Annotated in this window: 19 protein-coding genes; 8 read left to right on the plus strand and 11 right to left on the minus strand. The window is 70.7% G+C overall.

The annotated features are described in order from the left end of the window. Positions 1 to 29 precede the first annotated feature (29 nt). From pgl to tkt, 5 genes are read right to left on the minus strand one after another with little or no spacing between them, the layout of a single operon-like run. On the minus strand, positions 30 to 812 hold the full coding sequence (pgl, locus tag ACIREI_RS42195) for a 6-phosphogluconolactonase (protein ID WP_403345157.1): 783 nt from the start codon (positions 810 to 812) through the stop codon (positions 30 to 32). Then, entirely contained in the window at positions 809 to 1,969 is a 1,161-nt protein-coding gene (gene opcA, locus ACIREI_RS42200; protein ID WP_403345159.1) for a glucose-6-phosphate dehydrogenase assembly protein OpcA, read from the minus strand. The genes pgl and opcA overlap by 4 nt, the downstream gene beginning before the upstream one ends. Continuing rightward, complete coding sequence (gene zwf / locus ACIREI_RS42205) at positions 1,966 to 3,504, minus strand: glucose-6-phosphate dehydrogenase (RefSeq protein WP_403345161.1); 1,539 nt, start codon at positions 3,502 to 3,504, stop codon at positions 1,966 to 1,968. The genes opcA and zwf overlap by 4 nt, the downstream gene beginning before the upstream one ends. Before the next feature lie 4 nt (positions 3,505 to 3,508). Then, positions 3,509 to 4,627, minus strand: coding sequence for a transaldolase (gene tal, locus ACIREI_RS42210; RefSeq protein ID WP_403345163.1), 1,119 nt, complete (start codon positions 4,625 to 4,627; stop codon positions 3,509 to 3,511). Between the two features lie 33 nt (positions 4,628 to 4,660). After that, positions 4,661 to 6,748, minus strand: coding sequence for a transketolase (gene tkt / locus ACIREI_RS42215; RefSeq protein ID WP_403345165.1), 2,088 nt, complete (start codon positions 6,746 to 6,748; stop codon positions 4,661 to 4,663). Positions 6,749 to 7,087: 339 nt separating this feature from the next. Here tkt and ACIREI_RS42220 point away from each other — a divergent pair, with 339 nt between their 5' ends. The 4 genes from ACIREI_RS42220 (at position 7,088) to ACIREI_RS42235 (ending at position 10,445) form a co-directional block, all read left to right on the plus strand. Continuing rightward, the gene (locus tag ACIREI_RS42220) at positions 7,088 to 8,056 is read left to right on the plus strand and encodes a heme o synthase (RefSeq protein WP_403345167.1); all 969 of its coding nucleotides are present in this window, start codon (positions 7,088 to 7,090) and stop codon (positions 8,054 to 8,056) included. A gap of 93 nt (positions 8,057 to 8,149) precedes the next feature. Beyond that, complete coding sequence (locus tag ACIREI_RS42225; RefSeq protein ID WP_403345169.1) at positions 8,150 to 8,452, plus strand: hypothetical protein; 303 nt, start codon at positions 8,150 to 8,152, stop codon at positions 8,450 to 8,452. A 105-nt stretch (positions 8,453 to 8,557) separates the two neighbouring features. Continuing rightward, positions 8,558 to 9,664 carry an amidohydrolase family protein gene (locus ACIREI_RS42230; protein WP_403345171.1) on the plus strand — a complete coding sequence of 369 codons (1,107 nt, stop codon included), beginning with the start codon at positions 8,558 to 8,560 and terminating at the stop codon, positions 9,662 to 9,664. A gap of 40 nt (positions 9,665 to 9,704) precedes the next feature. After that, positions 9,705 to 10,445 (plus strand): nucleotidyltransferase, encoded by a 741-nt coding sequence (locus ACIREI_RS42235; RefSeq protein ID WP_403345173.1) that lies wholly within the window; start codon positions 9,705 to 9,707, stop codon positions 10,443 to 10,445. Here ACIREI_RS42235 and ACIREI_RS42240 read toward each other — a convergent pair. From ACIREI_RS42240 to ACIREI_RS42265, 6 genes are all read right to left on the minus strand, one after another. Further along, positions 10,400 to 11,413 (minus strand): heme A synthase, encoded by a 1,014-nt coding sequence (locus ACIREI_RS42240; RefSeq protein WP_403345175.1) that lies wholly within the window; start codon positions 11,411 to 11,413, stop codon positions 10,400 to 10,402. The genes ACIREI_RS42235 and ACIREI_RS42240 overlap by 46 nt on opposite strands. An 80-nt stretch (positions 11,414 to 11,493) precedes the next feature. Continuing rightward, positions 11,494 to 14,382, minus strand: coding sequence for an FxSxx-COOH system tetratricopeptide repeat protein (fxsT, locus tag ACIREI_RS42245; RefSeq protein ID WP_403345177.1), 2,889 nt, complete (start codon positions 14,380 to 14,382; stop codon positions 11,494 to 11,496). A 67-nt stretch (positions 14,383 to 14,449) separates the two neighbouring features. Next, positions 14,450 to 14,977, minus strand: a complete 528-nt coding sequence (locus tag ACIREI_RS42250) for a hypothetical protein (protein ID WP_403345179.1) — start codon at positions 14,975 to 14,977, stop codon at positions 14,450 to 14,452. A 65-nt stretch (positions 14,978 to 15,042) separates the two neighbouring features. Continuing rightward, positions 15,043 to 15,759: an ABC transporter permease gene (locus ACIREI_RS42255; protein WP_403345334.1), complete on the minus strand. Its 717-nt coding sequence runs from the start codon at positions 15,757 to 15,759 to the stop codon at positions 15,043 to 15,045. A gap of 166 nt (positions 15,760 to 15,925) precedes the next feature. Continuing rightward, positions 15,926 to 16,849, minus strand: a complete 924-nt coding sequence (locus ACIREI_RS42260; RefSeq protein ID WP_403345181.1) for an ABC transporter ATP-binding protein — start codon at positions 16,847 to 16,849, stop codon at positions 15,926 to 15,928. A gap of 91 nt (positions 16,850 to 16,940) precedes the next feature. Next, positions 16,941 to 17,738 carry an aminoglycoside N(3)-acetyltransferase gene (locus tag ACIREI_RS42265; RefSeq protein ID WP_403345183.1) on the minus strand — a complete coding sequence of 266 codons (798 nt, stop codon included), beginning with the start codon at positions 17,736 to 17,738 and terminating at the stop codon, positions 16,941 to 16,943. A gap of 161 nt (positions 17,739 to 17,899) precedes the next feature. On the opposite strand from ACIREI_RS42265, the gene ACIREI_RS42270 reads away from it, so the two are divergent. The 4 genes from ACIREI_RS42270 (at position 17,900) to ACIREI_RS42285 (ending at position 21,634) form a co-directional block, all read left to right on the plus strand. Next, positions 17,900 to 18,652 (plus strand): helix-turn-helix transcriptional regulator, encoded by a 753-nt coding sequence (locus ACIREI_RS42270; protein ID WP_403345185.1) that lies wholly within the window; start codon positions 17,900 to 17,902, stop codon positions 18,650 to 18,652. Then, the gene (sufB, locus tag ACIREI_RS42275; RefSeq protein ID WP_403345187.1) at positions 18,649 to 20,070 is read left to right on the plus strand and encodes a Fe-S cluster assembly protein SufB; all 1,422 of its coding nucleotides are present in this window, start codon (positions 18,649 to 18,651) and stop codon (positions 20,068 to 20,070) included. The genes ACIREI_RS42270 and sufB overlap by 4 nt, the downstream gene beginning before the upstream one ends. Before the next feature lie 62 nt (positions 20,071 to 20,132). After that, a complete protein-coding gene (sufD, locus tag ACIREI_RS42280) occupies positions 20,133 to 21,314 on the plus strand; it encodes a Fe-S cluster assembly protein SufD (RefSeq protein ID WP_403345189.1) in 1,182 nt (393 codons plus the stop codon). Continuing rightward, positions 21,314 to 21,634 (plus strand): non-heme iron oxygenase ferredoxin subunit, encoded by a 321-nt coding sequence (locus ACIREI_RS42285; RefSeq protein ID WP_403345191.1) that lies wholly within the window; start codon positions 21,314 to 21,316, stop codon positions 21,632 to 21,634. The genes sufD and ACIREI_RS42285 overlap by 1 nt, the downstream gene beginning before the upstream one ends. Positions 21,635 to 21,637: the final 3 nt, after the last annotated feature.

Consider the following 21,637-nt stretch of genomic DNA (forward strand, 5'->3'; position numbering starts at 1 on the left):
AATTCATCCCCCCGCCGCATCCCTCCCCGTCACGCAGACGCAGGCGGATACAGCGACCGCGGCAGCTGCGATGCCGCCGCCGAGTCCAGCAACCACAGGGTCCTCGAACGACCGTACGCACCGGCCGCCGGCGCCTGGATCTCGCCCGCGCCGGAGAGGGCGATCGCCGCCGCCTGCGCCTTGTCCTCGCCGGCCGCCAGCAGCCACACCTCCCGAGCCGCCCGGATCGCCGGCAGCGTGAGGGTCACCCGGGTCGGCGGCGGCTTCGGGGCGCCGTGGACGCCGACGACGGTGCGTTCTGTTTCCCGTACCGCGGGCAGTTCCGGGAAGAGGGACGCCACGTGCGTGTCGGGACCCACGCCCAGCATCAGGACGTCGAACGTCGGCACCGCGCCGTGGTTCTCGGGACCCGCGGCCCGGGCCAGCTCCTCCGCGTACGAGGCGGCCGCCGCCTCCACGTCCGTGCCGAACGGCCCGTCCGAGGCGGGCATCGCGTGCACCCGCTTCGGGTCCAGCGGCACCGCGTCCAGCAGGGCCTCGCGCGCCTGCGTGACGTTGCGCTCCGGGTCCCCCTCGGGGAGGAAACGTTCGTCGCCCCACCAGAGGTCCAGCCGGGCCCAGTCGATGGCGTCCCGGGCCGGGGCGGCCGCGAGGGCGGCCAAGAGGCCGTTGCCGTTGCGGCCGCCGGTGAGGACCACGGACGCCGAGCCCCGGGAGGCCTGGGCGTCCACGATCTTCGTGATCAGCCGGGCCGCGGCGGCCTGCGCCATCAGCTCCTTGTCGTGGTGCACGACCAGCTGCGGAGTGCTCACGAGTTCGCCGCCGCCTTCTTCATCGGTTCCTGCGCCGCCGCTTCCTGCGCATCGGCTTCGCCGGGAGACTCGGCCGCTCCTCCTTTGGCCGGAGACTCCCCTTTGGCCGGCGACACCTCCGCCCTGGCCACAGCGGCATCCGCGAGCGCCACGGCCTGCACAGCCTTGGCCACCGCGGCCTCGGCGGCCTCCGCGCCCCGAACCGCCGAGTCCGGCACCGCCGAAGCCGGCGCGGAGTTCAGCCGCTCCACCCCGAACCGCAGCGCCGACGCGTACGTGTCGTCCGGGTCCAGCCGCCGCAGCTCCTCCGCGATCAGCTCGGCCGTCTCCCGCCGCTTCAACGCCACCGCGCGGTCCGGCTGGCCCTGGATGGAGAGGGTCGCCAGGGAGCCGTCCGCCCGGTCGAGCACTATCGGGCCGCAGTCGGTGGTCATACGGACCGCCGTCAGACCGGGGCCCGACGACAGCGACCGCTTCACGGGCACGTCCAGCCGGTCCGCGAGCCACATCGCCAGCAGCTCACAGCTCGGGTTGAACTCCTCGCCCTCCACCTCGACGGCCTTCACCTCGCAGACCACCTGATCCAGAGCCGCCGCCAGCATCGACCGCCACGGAGTGATGCGGGTCCAGGAGAGATCCGTGTCGCCCGGGGTGTAGGTCTCGGCGCGGGACGACAGCTCCCGTACCGGCTGCTCCGAGGCGTACGTGTCGGTCACCCGGCGCTGGGCCAGCGAGCCCAGCGGGTCGTTCGCCGGGTCGAGCGGCGCGTTCACCGGCCACCAGACCACCACCGGGGCGTCCGGCAGCAGCAGCGGAAGGACGACGGACTGCGCGTGGTCGGACACCTCGCCGTACAGCCGCAGCACCACCGTCTCGCCGCTGCCCGCGTCCGCGCCCACCCGCACCTCGGCGTCCAGCCGGGACTGCGTACGGTCGCGGGGCGAACGCGAGACGCGCTTGATGACCACCAGCGTGCGCGAGGGGTGCTCGTGCGAGGCGTCGTTGGCGGCCTTCAGGGCGTCGTACGCGTTCTCCTCGTCCGTGACGATGACCAGCGTGAGCACCATGCCGACGGCCGGCGTGCCGATGGCCCGGCGGCCCTGCACCAGCGCCTTGTTGATCTTGCTGGCCGTGGTGTCGGTCAGGTCTATCTTCATGGGCGGCGCCAGCTCCGTCCGTCTCGCTCGAGCATTTCGTCCGCCTCGACGGGGCCCCAGGTACCGGCCGGGTACTGGGCGGGCCTGCCGTGCTTGTCCCAGTACTCCTCGATCGGGTCGAGGATCTTCCAGGACAGTTCGACCTCCTCGGTACGCGGGAAGAGGTTCGCGTCGCCGAGGAGAACGTCGAGGATGAGCCGCTCGTACGCCTCGGGCGAGGACTCCGTGAAGGACTCGCCGTAGGCGAAGTCCATCGACACGTCCCGGATCTCCATCGAGGTGCCGGGGACCTTCGAACCGAAGCGGACCGTGACGCCCTCGTCGGGCTGGACGCGGATGACGATCGCGTTCTGGCCCAGTTCCTCGGTGGCCGTCGTGTCGAAGGGGGAGTGCGGCGCCCGCTGGAACACGACCGCGATCTCCGTCACCCGGCGCCCGAGCCGCTTGCCGGTGCGCAGATAGAAGGGGACGCCCGCCCAGCGGCGGTTGTCGATGCCCAGCTTGATCGCGGCGTACGTGTCGGTCTTCGACTTGGCGTCGATGCCCTCCTCCTGGAGGTACCCGACCGCCTTCTCGCCGCCCTGCCAGCCTGCCGCGTACTGCCCGAACACGGTGTCCCGGCCCAGGTCCTTCGGCAGGCGTACGGCACCCAGCACCTTGGTCTTCTCCGCCGCCAGCGCGTCCGCGTCGAAGGAGGCGGGCTCCTCCATGGCCGTCAGGGCCATGAGCTGGAGGAGGTGGTTCTGGATGACGTCACGGGCGGCGCCGATGCCGTCGTAGTAGCCGGCCCGGCCGCCGATGCCGATGTCCTCGGCCATGGTGATCTGCACGTGGTCCACGAAGGACCGGTTCCAGATCGGCTCGAACATCGTGTTGGCGAACCGCAGCGCCAGGATGTTCTGGACGGTCTCCTTGCCCAGGTAGTGGTCGATACGGAAGACCTGGTCCGGGGCGAAGACCTCGTGGACGACCTTGTTGAGCTGCTCGGCGGAGTTCAGGTCGTGGCCGAAGGGCTTCTCGATGACCGCGCGGCGCCAGGAGCCGCCCGTCTGGTCGGCCAGGCCGTGCTTCTTCAGCTGCTGGATGACCACCGGGAAGGAGCGCGGGGGCACCGACAGGTAGAAGGCGAAGTTGCCGCCCGTGCCCTGGGCCTTGTCCAGTTCCTCGATGGTGCCGCGCAGCCGCTCGAAGGCGTCGTCGTCGTCGAAGGTGCCCTGGACGAAGCGCATGCCCTGGATGAGCTGCTGCCAGACCTCCTCGCGGAAGGGGGTGCGGGCGTGCTCCTTGACCGCGTCGTGGACCTCCTGTGCGAAGTCCTCGTGGGCCCACTCGCGGCGGGCGAAGCCGACCAGCGAGAAGCCCGGCGGCAGCAGGCCCCGGTTGGCGAGGTCGTACACGGCGGGCATCAGCTTTTTACGTGACAAATCGCCCGTAACGCCGAAGATCACCAGGCCCGACGGCCCCGCGATACGCGGGAGCCGTCGGTCGGCGGCGTCACGAAGCGGGTTCGCTTCCGTGACGGTGAAGGGTGGCAAGGGATCAGCCCTCCGAGGGGGCGAGGCGCTCGAGCTCCGCCTCGGTCGACTTCAGCAGGTCGTTCCAGGACGCCTCGAACTTCTCGACGCCCTCGTCCTCCAGCACCTGGACCACGTCGTCGTACGAGATCCCGAGCTTCTCGACGGCGTCCAGGTCCGCGCGGGCCTGCGCGTAGGTGCCGGTGATGGTGTCGCCGGTGATCGAGCCGCTCTCCTCGGTGGCCTGGAGGGTGGCTTCCGGCATGGTGTTGACCGTGTTCGGCGCGACCAGGTCGTCGACGTACAGGGTCGGCTTGTAGGCCGGGTCCTTGACGCCGGTGGAGGCCCACAGCGGACGCTGCTTGTTGGCGCCCGCGTTCTCCAGCGCGCTCCAGCGGTCCGTCGAGAAGACCTCCTCGTACGCCTGGTAGGCCAGGCGTGCGTTGGCGACGGCGGCCTTGCCGCGCGCGGCCTTGGCCTCATCGGTGCCCAGCGCGTCGAGCCGCTTGTCGATCTCGGTGTCCACGCGGGACACGAAGAAGGACGCCACGGAGTGGATCAGCGACAGGTCCAGGCCCTTGGCCTTGGCCTTCTCCAGGCCCGCGAGGTACGCGTCCATGACCTCGCGGTAGCGCTCGAGGGAGAAGATCAGCGTGACGTTGACGCTGATGCCGTTGCCGATCACCTCGGTGATGGCCGGCAGGCCCGCCTTGGTCGCCGGGATCTTGATGAGGGTGTTGGGGCGGTCCACCAGCCAGGCCAGCTGCTTGGCCTCGGCGACCGTCGCCTTGGTGTGGTGCGCCAGACGCGGGTCGACCTCGATCGACACCCGGCCGTCCTGGCCGCCGGTGGCGTCGAAGACCGGGCGCAGGATGTCGGCGGCGTCCCGGACGTCCGCCGTCGTGATCATGCGAACGGCTTCCTCGACGGTGACCTTGCGGGCGGCGAGGTCCGAGAGCTGCTGCTCGTAACCGTCCCCGGAAGAGATCGCCTTCTGGAAGATCGTCGGGTTGGTGGTGACGCCCACGACGTGCTGCTGGTCGATCAGCTCGGCGAGGTTGCCGGACGTGATCCGCTTGCGCGACAGGTCGTCCAGCCAGATCGCGACGCCTTCCTCGGAGAGGCGCTTGAGTGCGTCTGTCATGGAATTACATCTCCTACGTGTCGTATATGAGCGTCAGCGCTGGGCGGCGGCGAGGGATTCCCGCGCCTTCGCGGCCACGTTCTCGGCAGTGAAGCCGAACTCGCGGAAGAGGACCTTGCCGTCGGCGGAAGCACCGAAGTGCTCCAGGGAAACGATGCGGCCGGCGTCCCCGACGTACTTCTGCCAGGTCAGACCGATCCCGGCCTCGACCGCGACACGCGCCTTCACCGACGGCGGCAGAACGCTGTCCCGGTACCCCTGGTCCTGCTCCTCGAACCACTCCACGGACGGCATGGACACGACCCGCGTCGGCACACCGTCGGCCTCCAGCCGCTCACGCGCCTCGACGGCCACGTGCACCTCGGAACCGGTGGCGATGAGAACGACCTCGGGGGTGCCGTTCGACGCCTCGAAGAGGACGTAACCACCCTTCGCCGCATCCTCGTTGGGCTCGTACGTCGGCACGCCCTGACGGGTCAGCGCGAGCCCGTGCGGGGCGCCCTTGCCGAAGACCTTCGTGTAGCGCTTGAGGATCTCGCGCCAGGCGATCGCGGTCTCGTTGGCGTCCGCCGGGCGGACGATGTTCAGACCCGGGATGGCGCGCAGCGAGGCGAGGTGCTCGATGGGCTGGTGGGTCGGGCCGTCCTCGCCCAGACCGATGGAGTCGTGCGTCCACACGTACGTCACCGGCAGGTGCATCAGCGCCGACAGACGCACGGCGTTGCGCATGTAGTCGGAGAAGACGAGGAAGGTGCCGCCGTAGATGCGGGTGTTGCCGTGCAGCGCGATGCCGTTCATCTCTGCGGCCATGGAGTGCTCGCGGATACCGAAGTGGATCGTGCGGCCGTAGGGGTTCGCCTCGGGCAGCGGGTTGTCCGCCGGCAGGAACGAACTGTTCTTGTCGATCGTCGTGTTGTTGGAGCCGGCCAGGTCGGCCGAGCCACCCCACAGCTCGGGGATGACGGCACCCAGCGCCTGCAGGACCTTGCCGGACGCGGCACGCGTCGCGACGCCCTTGCCGGGCTCGAAGACCGGGAGCTTCTCCTCCCAGCCGGTGGGCAGCTCGCCCTTGCTGACGCGGTCGAACTCGGCGGCGCGCTCCGGGTTGCTGTTGCGCCACTCCTGGAGCTGCTTCTCCCACTCGGCCTTGGCCTGGCGACCGCGGTCGAGGGCCTGGCGGGTGTGGGCGATGACCTCGTCGGCCACCTCGAAGCTCTGCTCCGGGTCGAAGCCGAGGACGCGCTTGGTGGCCGCCACCTCGTCGTCGCCGAGCGCCGAGCCGTGGGCGGCCTCGGTGTTCTGCGCGTTCGGGGCGGGCCAGGCGATGATCGAGCGCATCGCGATGAAGGACGGCTTGTCCGTCACCTTCTTCGCTTCCTCGATCGCGTTGTAGATGGCGTGCGGGTCGAGGTCGCCGTCCGGCTTCGGGGCGATGCGCTGCACGTGCCAGCCGTACGACTCGTACCGCTTGACGGTGTCCTCGGAGACGGCCGTCTCGGTGTCGCCCTCGATCGAGATGTGGTTGTCGTCCCACAGCAGGACCAGGTTGCCGAGCTTCTGGTGGCCGGCCAGCGAGGACGCCTCGGCGGAGATGCCCTCCTGGAGGCAGCCGTCACCGGCGATGCAGTAGACGTAGTGGTCGAAGGGGGAGGTGCCCTCGGGGGCCTCCGGGTCGAACAGACCGCGCTCGTAGCGGGCGGCCATGGCCATGCCGACGGCGTTGGCGACACCCTGGCCGAGCGGGCCGGTCGTCGTCTCGACGCCCTTGGTGTGGCCGTACTCCGGGTGACCGGGGGTCTTCGAACCCCACGTCCTGAACGCCTTCAGGTCGTCCAGCTCCAGGCCGAAGCCGGCCAGGTACAGCTGGGTGTACAGGGTCAGGGACGAGTGGCCCGCGGACAGTACGAAGCGGTCGCGGGCGACCCACTCCGGGTCCGCCGGGTCGTGCCGCATCACCTTCTGGAAGAGGGTGTAGGCGGCAGGCGCCAGGCTCATCGCCGTACCCGGATGGCCGTTGCCGACCTTCTGTACGGCATCGGCGGCCAGGACGCGGGCGGTGTCGACGGCCCGCTGGTCCAACTCGGTCCACTCGAGGTCTGTGGTGGTCGGCTTGGTGCTCACCCTGGGTCAGGGCTCCTCTCCACATGTCACGCATGTCGAATGCCGGTGCACGGGGCGCCCCGGCCGTGGTCGAGCCTACCCCCGTGAGTACGTGCGTCTTTTCGAGTCATTCCAGACTGCCGGGACTGACGGGGATCCGCCTCCCCACTGGGCTGGATCGCATTCGGCAACTGAATACGCAGCCGCTCGTCCGAGTGCTCAACAGAGAGGTGGCGAGCTCTTCCGGCGGCCCTGCTCAACACGACCCGACCCCCGCGAATGTCCGGGTCTGGGCAACGTCTACAGTGGCGTGGTACGCGCGAGCCTTTACCGGGACTTCACACGGGGAGGCTTGCTGGGATGTCTCTGTCAGGGGTGTGCGTGACGGCCGTTGAATCCCGTCCAGCGGGGATTATCGGGACGAGCCAGAGCCCGAGCCGGCGGCCGATCGGGGCCCGGGTCAAGGCGTTCGTGGCGCTTACCAAGCCGCGGATCATCGAGCTGCTGCTGATCACCACCGTTCCGGTGATGTTCCTCGCCGAGCAGGGCGTGCCCGACCTCGGTCTGGTGCTGCTCACCTGCGTCGGCGGGTACCTGTCGGCCGGCGGCGCCAACGCGCTGAACATGTACATCGACCGTGACATCGACGCGCTCATGGACCGCACCTCGCAGCGCCCGCTGGTCACCGGGATGGTCAGTCCGCGCGAGTGTCTGGCCTTCGGCATCACGCTGGCGGTCGTCTCGACGCTGATGTTCGGCCTCACCGTCAACTGGCTGAGCGCCTGGCTCTCCCTCGGAGCGCTCCTCTTCTACGTCGTCGTCTACACGATGATCCTCAAGCGCCGTACCTCGCAGAACATCGTGTGGGGCGGCATCGCCGGCTGCATGCCGGTGCTGATCGGCTGGACGGCCGTCACGAACTCCCTCACCTGGGCGCCGCTCATCCTCTTCCTGGTGATCTTCTTCTGGACGCCGCCGCACTACTGGCCGCTGTCCATGAAGGTGAAAGAGGACTACGCGCGCGTGGGCGTGCCCATGCTCCCCGTCATGGCCTCCAACAAGGTCGTCGCCAAGCAGATCGTCATCTACAGCTGGGTGATGGTCGCGGTGTCGCTGCTGCTCACGCCGCTCGGCTACACGGGCTGGTTCTACACCGCGGTCGCGCTGGCCGCGGGCGGCTGGTGGCTGTGGGAGGCGCACGCGCTGCAGAACCGCGCGAAGGCGGAGGTGACGGGCGCGAAGCTGAAGGAGATGCGCCTGTTCCACTGGTCGATCACCTATGTGTCGCTGCTGTTCGTGGCGGTGGCGGTGGACCCCTTCCTGAGGTAGGGGCCTCTTGAGGCCCTGAAGTGGGGGCCCTGAGGCATGGGTCACTCACCCTGCCCGTCGCCATTCGACCTACCCATCGGTAGCATCCTGGCCATGGCAGACAAGGTGGCCAAGCTGGCCAAGCAGATCAACACCTTCGCGAAGTCCCACGGCGGCGCCGAGGCCCAGGTCGCGTACATCGGACAGCGCGGCGCCCGCATCGTGCTCGTCGGTGAGGACGGCGGCTGGGGCGACCTGGTGGCACCGTCGTACGAGATCGCCGAGAAGGCGGTGGAGAAGTCCGGCGTCACGGCCCACGAGTCCTTCGACGGCGAGTTCGCGGCCAAGGTGAAGACCGGCCCGTACGAGTGGAGCCGTATGGCGGGTATCCAGGTCGGTGGGCCCAGCAACGGCTGAGACCCGTCGGCGTTTCGCATGGGGTGTGTGACACCAACACCTGTTGCCCGGTTCACCCGTTAGGACCTGTGAGGAGCACACGGTCCAGCGCAACGGGGAGCCCGGATGATCGAAACGCCGTCCCTCGTGGACCAGTACTGCCACGGCGTACTGCGAACGGAACTGGGCCTCGGCACCTTCGAGGCCCAGCTGGCCCGCACCGAAGGCCCACCGGCTCCCGGCACCACGCTGTTCGACACACAGACCGGTTTCGCCGTACGCCGCTGGTGCCCCCCACTGCTGGGCCTGGAACCGCACTGCCAGCCCGCCCGCTATCTGGCCAGGCGCCGTGAACTCGGCGTACTGGAGGCTGGCCGGCGCCTGCTGCGCGGCAGCGGCATCACGACGTACCTGATCGACACGGGCCTGCCCGGCGACCTCACCGGCCCCCCGGAGATGGCGACGGCCGCGTCCGCCGAGGCCCATGAGATCGTGCGCCTCGAACTCCTCGCCGAACAGGTCGCCGACACCTCGGGCACCGTCGAGTCGTTCCTCGCCAACCTCGCCGAGTCGGTGCACGGCGCGGCGGTGAACGCGGTCGCCTTCACCTCCGTGGCGGGCGTACGGCACGGCCTCGCCCTCGCACCCGAGCCGCCGGGGCCGGGGGAGGTGCGGGGCGCGGCGGGGCGCTGGCTGGCGGCGCGCACCGTCGGCGGTGAGCTGAGCGACCCGGTGCTGCTACGGCACCTGCTGTGGATCGCCGTGGCGTCCGGACTGCCGCTCCAGCTGCACGCGGGGCTCGGGGAGCCGGGCCTGCGCATCGACCGCACGGACCCGGTACTGCTGACGGACTTCGTCCGCGCGACGGCCGGCCTCGGCACCGACCTGATCCTGCTGCACGGCTACCCGTACCACCGCCACGCCGCCCACCTGGCCGGCGTCTTCCCGCACGTCTACGCCGACTCGGGCGCCGCCCTCATCCGCACGGGCGCCCGCGCGGCCACGATCCTCGCCGAGATCCTGGAACTGGCCCCCTTCGGCAAGATCCTCTTCTCCAGCGGGGCGCAGGCCCTGCCCGAACTGCATGTGGTCGGCGCCCGTCTCTTCCGCGAGGCCCTCGGCCGGGTCCTCGGCGGCTGGGTGGCCGAGGGGGCGTGGTCGCTGACGGACGCGCAACGGGTGGCGGGGATGGTGGCGGCGGGGAACGCTCGGCGCGTGTACGGGCTGGAGTGACGGGGTTTACGGCTTGTCGCGCCCTGCCCAGACTGGGCCGATGCAGACCGACGTGTTACTCGACCGCTTCGTCACCGCCCTGCAACCGTTCGCCCCGCTCGCCGTCTGGGCGCACGGCTCGCTCGCCGGCGGCGACTACCAGGAGGGCCGCAGCGACCTGGACCTGATCGCCGTACTGGACGGCCCGCTCACGCCCCGCACCGTCTGGCGGCTGGCGAAGCTCCACGCCCGGCTGCGGGCCGAGCCGCTCGCCGCGCTGCTGCACTGCACGTATCTGACGCCCGACACGGCCGACGACCCCGGCCGCCGCCATCTCACCTGGGCGCACGAGGAACTGTTCAGACGGCCGGTGACCCCGGTGACCCGGCGTGAGCTGCACGCCTTCGGACGGGTGCTGCACGGGCGGGCGCCGGCCGGACTGCTGCCGCCGGTCTCGGACCGGGAGCTCGGCGCCTTCGTCGTACGCGACCAGCGGGAGTTCTGGCGACCGGCCGTCGACAACGCCGAGCTGTGGACGCGGGACGTCTGGGTCGACCTGGGGCTGGTCACCTTCGCCCGGGCAAGCGTCACCCTGCGCGACGGCCGCCTGATCACCAAGAGGGAGGCGCTGGATCTGCTGCCCGGGCTCGGGGCGTCCGTAGAGGTGGTCGAGGACATCCGCAGCCGCCGCTACGGCGAAGACGCCGCGCCGCCGACCGAGGGGTGGGCGGCGCGCAGGGCCGGGCTGACCCGGGACTACCTGGGACCGGCGATCGACGCGCTCGTGGCCTCGTACGACTGAACGGGCAGGTCGGGCAGTTCCGCCTCGGGCCGTTCCCGCAGGGCCAGCAGCACGCGCAGGACGGCGATCCACGTCACGGCCGAGCCGAACATGTGCAGGCCGACCAGCACCTCCGGGAGGTCCGTGAAGTACTGGACGTAGCCGATGACGCCCTGGGCGAGGAGGACCAGGAAGAGGTCGCGGGTGCGGTTCAGGGGGCCCTTCGGGGCGTCGACCGCCTTGAGGACGAACCACAGGGCGAACGTCAGCGTGACCACGATCCAGGCCAGCACCGCGTGCAGCTTGCTGACGGTCTCCCAGTCGACCGGCATCCGCTCGACCTCGCTGGAGTCGCCCGCGTGCGGACCCGCGCCGGTGACCACCGTGCCGACCAGGATCAGCAGCACCGAGGCCCCGACCAGGACCCACACCAGTTGCTGCACCGCCTTGCCGACCAGGGGGCGTGGCGCCGCGTCGCCCTCCCGGGTGCGCTGCCACATCACCGTGGCGACCGCGATGAGGGCGGACGTCGCCACGAAGTGGGCCGCGACCGTGTACGGATTGAGGCCGACCAGGACGACGATGCCGCCGAGCACCGCGTTGCTCATCACGATCCAGAACTGCGCCCAGCCCAGCCGGGTCAGGCCGCGCCGGTACGGCTTCTCGGAGCGCGCGGCGATGATCGCCCAGCCGACGGCCGCGCACAGCACGTACGTCAGCATGCGGTTGCCGAACTCGATGGCGCCGTGCAAGCCCATCTCGCTGGTGGCGGTGAGGGAGTCGTCGGTGCACTTGGGCCAGGTCGGGCAGCCGAGCCCGGACCCGGTGAGCCGTACCGCACCGCCGGTGACCACGATGAGCACCGACATCACGAGCGCGGCGAGAGCCGCCCGCTGGACCGTTCTCGGGGTCGGGGTCCAGCGTGCGGCGATGAAGGCGAGCGGGTTGCGCACGGCCGCTACGGCGTCGGCGCGGGTCACGTTTGGCACGCGCCCTATCGTAGGCGGCCGCTTGTGCACGCTTTCACGAGGGTCCCCGGGAAGGTCCCGGGCAGCCTCGCGTACACCTGTCAGGCCGACGAGGGGTCGCGGGAACCGGGGTCCATCCGCCCCAGCCGGGCCCGGACCCCGGCACTGAGGGAGTGGTCGGCGCCGTACGCGCCCTCGTACCGGCGCAGTGCCTCTGTCAGCGTGTCGATCGCCTCCGCCGTGCGGCCGTCGACGAACAGTGTCTCGGCCAGATCCCGCTCCGCGTCGGCCACGTAGGGATGGTCGGGACCCATGACGGCGGCAGCCATCCGCCGGGCCTGGGTCAAACGCTCGTACGACTGCTCCAGCTCGCCCGTGTCGCGGTGCAGTCGGCCCAGCCGGATCAGCGTGCCGACCGCGTCGGGGTGGTCGCCGTGCCGGCCGCGGATCCGCAGGGCGTGCAGCAGGGCCGTACGCGCTTCGTCGGTGAGTCCGAGCCGGCGCAGCGCCTCGCCGAGGTGGTTGTCGACGTCGCCGATGTCGGGGTGGTCCTCGTCGTACGCAGGCAGGAGCAGGGCACGGGCGCGCTCCAGATGCTCCCGGGCGCTCGCCGGATCGTCCTGTTCGAGGGCGATGATCGCCAGGTGCTTGTGCGCCGTGGCCAGGTCGGCCGGACGGGGGCGCGGCGCGCGCTCGCGCAGGGTCAGCGCCCGCGTGTAGCAGTCCAGCGCTCCGTCGAGGTCGTCCCGTCGCCAGTGGACGTCGCCCAGGACCATGAGGCAGTCCGCCGTGTTCGGGTCCTGTGTGCCGTAGGTCACCGTGAAAACGGTCAGCGCCCGCCGGGCGGTGTTCTCGGCGGCCGTCAGCTGCCACTGCTCGCGCTGGACCCGGCTCAGATGCAGCAGCTGCCGCGCCACCGCCGGGTCGTCCGCCCCGTGGAGCTCGGTGTACAGGCGGACGGCGCGCTCGGTGCAGCGCAGGGCCTCGTCCAGGGACGCGAGGTGGTAGTGGACCCGGCCCAGCGTGGCCAGGGTCTCGGCCGACGCGGCACGATCCGGCTCCGCCTCGGACTCCCGCACCGCCAGGGCCTCCTGGAGCAGGTCGCGGGCGCGCGTGAAGTCGCCCCGGCAGTGCAGATAGGTGCCGGCCCGGTGCAGCAGCCGGCCCAGTGCCGCCGACTGCGTGGTGCCGTTCGCCCCTCCGTGCCGCACCACGGACAGCACATGGGGCAGCAGCCGGCCGCACTCCGGCCAGTGCGCCGGATCCCTGGGATCCGCGGGGAAGGCCGAGGCGACCAGCAGCACCGCCGCGTCCGCCCAGCGGCGGTGCTCGGTGGCGTCCAGGGTGGAACGCAGAAAGTCCTGGATCTGCCGGGAGACGGAGATGTCGGTGTGATCGTTGGCCCGGATCAGCGAGAACGAGATCAGGGGGCGCAGCAGCCGGTTGACGCCGAGTTCACTGTCCAGCAGGCCGCACAACGGCTCCGGGAGGACGGCGGCATGGGCTGCCAGCAGGCCACGCGGAATGCGGTCGGCGTCGAGGAAGGCCAGCAGCAGGGCGACTTCGCGGGCACGGGGCTGCTCGTCGCAGGCGCGGCTCAGCGACATCTGCCAGGTGGCGGTCATCCGGGGCTGGTACCAGGTCTCCTGGGACAGCACCGGTGCCGTGTCCGGCTGGAGTTCCAGGACCCGTTCGAACTGGGCGAGTGTGGTGCCCGTCTCCTCCGCGTACGCGGCGGCGTGTTCCAGCACCAACGGGAGGTGGCCGAGCGCCCGGGCCACGGTGACCGCGGTGTCCGCCGGCGTCACCCGGTCCCGGCTGCGCCGCCGCAGGAACTCCACGGCGTCCTCCTCCCGGAACACCTCCAGGGGGAGCACCGTCGTGATCCGGCCGCGCCAGGTGCGCACGTACGACGTGACGAGCACGTCCCCGTTGTTCAGCGGCGGCCAGTAGGCCTCCAGGTCCGCCGGGTCGAGGGCGTTGTCGAAGACCAGCAGCCAGCGCCGGCGTTCGCGCAGCGCCCGCCACAGCGCGCCGAGGGTCACCCCGCCGTCCTCGTCGTACGACACGTCGAGCCGACGGGCGAGCAGGGTGAGGTCGTCGAGGACCGACACCGGCGACTCGGCCTTGATCCACCAGAGCAGGTCGTAGTGCGAGGCGAAGCGGTGGGCGTACTCGGCGGCGAGCTGTGACTTGCCCACCCCGCCGACGCCGACCACCGCGCAGGAGCACAGCTCCAGGGCGTGATCGGGCCCGAGGAACAGCGAGCTGAGCCGGCGCAGGATGTCGTCGCGGTCGGTGAACAGGGTGTTGCGCGGCGGCAGGTTGGACACGGCGGAGTCCAGCCCGGGGTAGGGGACCGGGTCGGGACGTCCTGCCACGGGCTCGGCCCGGATGCCCGTCGCCGCCGTGACGCGGTCCATGACCTGGGCGGCGGCGACCTCCTTGGGCAGTCCTGCCAGATCCACCAGCGCGTCCCGCGCCACCTCCGGCACGGGGCAGTCCTCCACCCGCAGATACAGGCATCGCCGCTCGGGCGCCGGCGTTGCAGGCCACAGCGCCGAGCCCGCGGAGACGATCACCACCGTGAGATCGACGTCCCGCGGGCCGCGCACCTGCTGGTCCCAGGGCTCCCAGACGGGCCGCAGCCCTGCCGACTCCAGCAGGTCCGCCAGCCATGCCCCCCAGGTGGTGTCGCCCTGGGCGCAGCGCAGGGCGACCCGGGGAGGCGGGGAATCGGCCCGTCGGGGCCCGGCGCCGCCGCGCGGCAACGCGGCCACGACGGCGCTGGCGGCGGCGACGGCTCCGGCCGCCGCGGCCGCGTGGCGCCACCAGCCGTCGCCCGGAATCGTGGCGACCGCCGAGGCGTAGCTGCCGATGGCCGCCATGAGCCCGATCAGCCACGGGCCGACGCGCTCCCGGATGCGCAGGGGCGGTCTGCGCCCGGGCCGCCTGCGTAGCGTGCCCTGCGCGCGGTCTCCGTGTCCCACGGCCTGCCCTCCCCCGTGGCCAGCCCTTCAACGCTCCCCGTCCACAGGGGAGTTGTGCTGTGCCGGGTCAGTCTGCCACCCAGTGCCGAAGATCAGGAAGAAGCGAACGGTCCAGCGGGAGGGTCACCCGGAACTCCGAGATGCGGCGGGGCGTCCCCGCGGCGGCGAGGCGCAGCGCGGCGATCAGCCGGTGGTTGCCGTCGAGGACCAGGCACCGGCCGCCGCCGAGGTCGAGGGTGGGCAGGCAGAGCCGTGTGGTCTGCGTGGCCAGGGCTCGTTCGAAGTAGCCGACGCGTTCGCGCTGGTCGGCAGTGAGTCCCTGGCCGTGGGCCGACAGATCCGCGTGGCACAGTGGCCGCGCGTCGGCGGCGCGGTAGTCGGTGGGGCGGCCCGAGGGGTCGGCGTACCAGGGGGCGTAGTAGTCGCACGGCGGCCTCCGGCCGGTCAGGACACTGTCCGCACGCACGATCCGGGCGTGCCCGGCGCGGTGCAGCGTCCCCAGCCCCTCCCAGTCCAGCGCCACGCGTATCCCGTCGGCGCCCCGGGCGAACAGCCGCAGGAAGGCTCCCCACGACGTCTGCGAAGTCCCCGGCATCCCTCACCCCAGCCCGTCACGGTGGGAGCCGCGCGTCACTCCGCGCCGCTCCCACGTCCTCCCCTTCACTCCCAGCGGAAGAACTTCCCCGCGGCCCCCAGCCCCACGACTGCCCAGACGGCCAGAATCCCCAGGTCGCCCCAGGGCATCCCGGCCCCGTGCCGGAGCACATCGCGCAGCCCGTCCGACAGGGCCGAGATCGGCAGCAGGCCGAGGACGTCCTGCGCACCGGACGGGAACTTGTCCAGCGGCACGATGACCCCGCCGCCGACGAGCAGCAGCAGGAAGACCAGGTTGGCGGCGGCCAGGGTGGCCTCGGCCTTGAGGGTGCCGGCCATCAGCAGGCCCAGCCCCGAGAAGGCGGCCGTCCCGAGGACCAGCAGGAGGACGACGGCTGCCGGGTTGCCGTGCGGCGACCAGCCGAGGGCGAAGGCGATCATCGTCAGCAGGAGGATCTGCAGGACCTCCGTGACCAGCACCGACGCCGTCTTCGCCGTCATCAGCGCCCAGCGGGGCAGCGGCGAGGAGGCCAGCCGCTTCAGCACGCCGTACCGGCGCTCGAAGCCCGTGGCGATCGCCTGCCCCGTGAAAGCCGTCGACATCACGGCGAGCGCGAGGATGCCGGGGGTCAGGAAGTCGACGGCCTCGCCCGCGCCGGTGTCGACGATGTCCACCGAGCTGAACAGGACCAGCAGGAGGGTGGGGATCACGACGGTCAGGAGCAGCTGCTCGCCGTTGCGCAGCAGCATCTTCGTCTCGAGCGCCGCCTGCGTCGCGATCATGCGGGGGAGGGGCGCGGCCCCCGGCTTGGGGGTGTAGGTCCCGGCGGCGGTCACGAGCGCGGCTCCTTGCCAGTGAGTTCCAGGCTGTGTTTTCCCGGGGGACGTTGCGCCTGATTGCGGCTGCGCCGCGGGCCGGACCCCCGGCCGATCTCTGTCCGGGCCGGAATCATGAGCGCAACTCCTTGCCGGTGAGCTCCAAGAAAACGTCTTCCAGGGTGTGCCGCTCCACCGAGATCTTCTCCGGCATCACCCCGTGCTGCGCACACCACGACGTCACCGTCGCGAGCAGTTGCGGATCGACCTTGCCGACGACCCTGTACGAGCCCGGGGTCAGCTCCGCGGCCGTGCAGTCGGCGGGCAGGGCCTTCAGCAGGGAGCCCACGTCCAGGCCGGGGCGGCCGGTGAAGCGGAGGGTGTTCTCGGCGCCGCCGCGGCACAGCTCCTCCGGGGAGCCCTGGGCGATGACCCGGCCGGCGTCGATGATCGCGACGTCGTCGGCGAGCTGCTCGGCCTCGTCCATGTAGTGGGTCGTGAGGATCACGGAGACGCCGTCGGCGCGCAGGTCCCGGACCAGGTCCCAGGTGGCGCGGCGGGCCTGCGGGTCGAGTCCGGCGGTCGGTTCGTCCAGGAACACCAGCTCCGGGCGGCCGACCACGGCCATGGCGAGCGCGAGCCGCTGCTGCTGGCCGCCGGACAGGCGCCGGTACGTGGTCCGTCCGCAGCTGCCCAGCCCGAGCCGCTCGATGAGGGCGTCGACGTCCAGGGGGTGCGCGTGCAGCTTGGCGACATGGCGCAGCATCTCGTCCGCCCGCGCGCCCGAGTAGACGCCGCCGGACTGCAGCATCACGCCGATACGGGGCCGCAGCTCGCCGGACTGTCTCACCGGGTCGAGGCCCAGGACGCGCACCGTGCCGGAGTCCGGCCTCCGGTACCCCTCGCAGGTCTCGACCGTGGTCGTCTTGCCCGCGCCGTTGGGTCCGAGGACGGCGGTGACACCGGCCCGGGCCACCAGATCGAGACCGTCCACCGCGGTTTTGCCGCCGTACCGCTTCACCAGGGCCTGGACCTGGACCACGGGCTCAGTTCGCATGGCTCCAGAGTCTAGGTACGTGGGCGGTAACCCGAACGGCCGGGTTCACCTCTCCCGACTCGGCCGGCTTCGTATCTCCTCGCCGCCCGGTTCAGATCTCCTCGGCGCGGGGCCGGTGTATCTCCAGCCACCGCTGGGCGTACGCCACCGCGTCCGCCAGCGGAAACAGCCGTACGTCGGCCGCGCCCACCTTCCCGCGGACGACGGGACGGTCCCGCTCGAAGTCATGGCCCAGCTCGTCGAAGCGGTCCGAGGTGATCGACACCTCGGTCACCACCTCCCAGCCCGCGGGCCCCGGCCGCCCCACCTTCACCAGCGGCGACGGGATGCGGTACTCGGCCAGATGGAAGCAGGTGCACGCGTCGTAACCGGCGCCGAGCAGCAGCACGCGCGCGTGGAGCGCCTCCAGCCGGGCCAGCGGGCTGCGCTCGCCCAGGCGGCAGTCGAGGGCATGGCCCTCGACGATCTCCGCGGCACGCGGTCCGACGGCGGCGAAGGACGTCTGCGGATGCGCACTGCGCAGGGCTCCCGGCCAGGTCCGTACGGTCTCCGGGACGACGCCGACCCCGAGCGCGCGCGTCACCAGGGGGTCGTACGCGGGCATCGTCGCCCGGATCGTGTTCCACCACTCCTCGGGCACCGGCGGATTGCTCCACACCGCCGGGTCGGAGAGGTCGCCGGACTGGGTGGGGACCACGAGGGTGCCGTCCGGGCCGAGCGCGTCGAGCAGTCCCCGGACGACCGTGACGGGTCCTCCGCAGACCCAGCCGAGGGAGCTGAGCGAGGAGTGCACGAGAAGCGTGTCACCGCTTTGGACGCCTAGCTCGCGCAGTTGTGCGGCGAGGGTGTCGCGGGTGACAAGTGGGCCGGTCGGAGGGGGTGTCGACATGGTTCGGCAGTGTCCCGGAGCGAGTCCGGCCGCGCCACCGAATTGATCGATCAAAGATCGTTTCCGCAGGTCAGATTAGGTATGCCTAAGTGACGCAGGGCACCGTCGAGGAGTCCGGACGCGGCTTGCCTGGCTTTGAGGAATTACGCAACAATGGCGTTGTGAAAAACGTCGGCGAGGCTCGGGAGACCCCCACGGGGGCCCCTCAGGAGGAACTCGCGACCGGTGAGCGCTCGACGCGCAACCGGGTCGCGCGGTCCATCCTGGACCACGGGCCGTCCACCGTCGCCGAGCTGGCCGGCCGGCTGGGACTGACCCAGGCCGCCGTACGCAGGCATCTGGACGCGCTGGTCGCGGACGACGTCGTGGAGGCCCGGGAACAGCGGGTGTACGGCACGCGCACGCGTGGCCGCCCCGCCAAGGTCTTCGCGCTCACCGACTGCGGCCGCGACGCCTTCGACCAGTCGTACGACAAGCTCGCCGCGGACGCCCTGAAGTGGATCGCCGAGCGTGAGGGCGGGAGCGAGGCGGTCGCCGCCTTCGCCCGGGCCCGGATCGCCGCCCAGGCGCGTGCCTACCGCAAGGCGATCGAGGCCGTCAGCCCGGACGAGCGCACCGAAGCCCTGGCCAAGGCCCTGAGCGCCGACGGGTACGCTGCTACGGCGCGCAGCGCACCCCTCCCGCAAAAAGGCGAGCAGCTGTGCCAGCACCACTGCCCGGTCGCCCATGTCGCGGAGCAGTTCCCGCAGCTGTGCGAGGCGGAGACGGAGATCTTCGCCGAGTTGCTCGGGACACACGTCCAGCGGCTGGCGACCATCGCGCACGGCGACGGCGTCTGCACGACGTTCATCCCAAAGATTTCCCACATCACCGATAACGCATCTGCAAGCACGGCCGGGAGGAACCCCGCATGACTCTCCCCACGGAGACTGCCCACCCTGAGCTCGAGGGCCTGGGCAAGTACGAATACGGCTGGGCCGACTCCGACGAAGCCGGCGCCTCTGCGAAGCGCGGTCTGAGCGAGGATGTCGTCAAGGACATCTCCGCGAAGAAGTCCGAGCCCGAGTGGATGACCAAGCTCCGTCTCAAGGGCCTGCGTCTCTTCGACAAGAAGCCCATGCCGAACTGGGGCTCGGACCTTTCCGGTATCGACTTCGACAACATCAAGTACTTCGTACGTTCCACGGAGAAGCAGGCGGAGTCCTGGGAGGACCTGCCCGAGGACATCAAGAACACGTACGACAAGCTCGGCATCCCCGAGGCGGAGAAGCAGCGCCTCGTCGCCGGTGTCGCGGCCCAGTACGAGTCCGAGGTCGTCTACCACCAGATCCGCGAGGACCTGGAGGAGCAGGGCGTCATCTTCCTCGACACCGACACCGCTCTGAAGGAGCACCCGGAGCTCTTCAAGGAGTACTTCGGGACCGTCATCCCGGTCGGTGACAACAAGTTCGCCTCCCTGAACACCGCGGTGTGGTCGGGCGGCTCCTTCATCTACGTCCCGCCGGGCGTCCACGTGGAGATCCCGCTCCAGGCCTACTTCCGCATCAACACGGAGAACATGGGCCAGTTCGAGCGGACCCTGATCATCGTCGACGAGGGTGCCTACGTGCACTACGTCGAGGGCTGCACCGCCCCGATCTACAAGTCGGACTCGCTGCACTCCGCGGTCGTCGAGATCATCGTCAAGAAGAACGCCCGCTGCCGCTACACGACCATCCAGAACTGGTCGAACAACGTCTACAACCTGGTCACCAAGCGCGCCGTCGCCTACGAGGGCGCGACCATGGAGTGGATCGACGGCAACATCGGCTCCAAGGTGACGATGAAGTACCCGGCCGTCTACCTGATGGGCGAGCACGCCAAGGGCGAGACCCTGTCCATCGCGTTCGCGGGCGAGGGCCAGCACCAGGACGCCGGCTCCAAGATGGTCCACATGGCGCCGAACACCTCCTCCAACATCGTCTCGAAGTCCGTGGCGCGCGGTGGCGGCCGTACGTCCTACCGCGGTCTCGTCGAGATCGGTGAGGGTGCCGCCGGCTCCAAGTCGAACGTGCTCTGCGACGCGCTGCTCGTCGACACCATCTCCCGCTCCGACACGTACCCCTACGTGGACGTCCGCGAGGACGACGTGTCCATGGGCCACGAGGCCACCGTCTCCAAGGTCTCCGAGGACCAGCTCTTCTACCTGATGAGCCGCGGTCTGAGCGAGTTCGAGGCGATGGCGATGATCGTGCGCGGCTTCGTCGAGCCCATCGCGAAGGAGCTGCCCATGGAGTACGCCCTCGAGCTCAACCGGCTGATCGAGCTGCAGATGGAAGGCGCGGTCGGTTAAGACCGGTCCTTCTGCAAGCAGCTAGCGAAATCTGACGTAGGAAAGAGAGCAGACCGACAGCCATGGCTGAGGCTCAGAACATCCCCGTGGGGTCCACCACCGCGGGCCAGATCGCGGTGGCCGCCGAGTCGACCGTCGCCACGCGCATGAGCGCGCCCCCGTCCTTCGACGTGACGGACTTCCCGGTCCCGCACGGCCGCGAGGAGGAGTGGCGGTTCACCCCGCTGGAGCGCCTGCGCGGGCTGCACGACGGCACCGCCGTCGCCACCGGTGACGGCGTCAAGGTCGACGTGCAGGCCCCCGAGGGCGTCACCGTCGAGACCGTCGGCCGTGACGACGCCCGGATCGGCAAGGCGGGCACCCCGGTGGACCGCATCGCCGCCCAGGCGTACTCGGCGTTCGAGAAGGCCGGCGTGGTCACCGTCCCCAAGGAGACGGTCCTCTCCGAGCCGATCCGCATCGCCGTGCACGGCGAGGGCGGGGTGGCCTTCGGCCACCAGGTCATCGAGCTGGGTGCCTTCGCCGAGGCCGTCGTCGTCATCGACCACACCGGTGACGCGGTGCTCGCCGCCAACGTCGACTACATCCTGGGCGACGGCGCCAAGCTGACCGTCGTCTCCGTCCAGGACTGGGACGACAAGGCCGTGCACGTGGCCCAGCACAACGCCCTCATCGGCCGCGACGCGAGCTTCAAGTCGGTCGTGGTGACCTTCGGCGGCGACGTCGTACGCCTCCACCCGCGCGTCACCTACGCCGGCCCCGGCGGCGAGGCCGAGCTGCTCGGTCTGTACTTCACGGACGCCGGCCAGCACCAGGAGCACCGCCTCCTGGTCGACCACAACGTCCCGCACTGCAAGTCCAACGTCGTCTACAAGGGCGCGCTGCAGGGCGACAACGCCCACGCGGTGTGGATCGGCGACGTCCTCATCGAGGCCAAGGCCGAGGGCACGGACACCTACGAGATGAACCGCAACCTGGTTCTGACCGACGGCGCCCGCGTCGACTCCGTGCCGAACCTCGAGATCGAGACCGGCGAGATCGTCGGCGCCGGCCACGCCTCGGCGACCGGCCGCTTCGACGACGAGCAGCTCTTCTACCTGATGGCCCGCGGCATCCCCGCCGGCGAGGCCCGTCGCCTGGTGGTCCGCGGCTTCTTCGCCGAGCTCGTCCAGCAGATCGGTGTCGACGACATCGAGGAGCGCCTCCTCGTGAAGATCGACGAGGAGCTGGAGGCGTCGGTCTGATGACTGCCTTCGTACGCGCCTGCGGCCTGAGCGAGCTGGAGGAGGACACCCCGAAGCGGGTGGAACTCGACGGCACGCCGGTCTCGGTCGTGCAGACCGAGGGGGAGGTGTTCGCCATCCACGACATCTGCTCCCACGCGAACGTCTCGCTCTCCGAGGGCGAGGTGGAGGACTGCCAGATCGAGTGCTGGCTGCACGGCTCCGCGTTCGACCTCAGAACCGGCAAGCCGTCCGGCCTTCCCGCGACGCGCCCCGTCCCCGTATACCCCGTAAAGATCGAAGGGGACGACGTTCTCGTCTCCCTCACCCAGGAGTCCTGAGGC

Origin of the sequence: Streptomyces sp. NPDC093591, from assembly GCF_044764885.1 — a bacterium.
Taxonomy (GTDB): Bacteria; Actinomycetota; Actinomycetes; order Streptomycetales; family Streptomycetaceae; genus Streptomyces.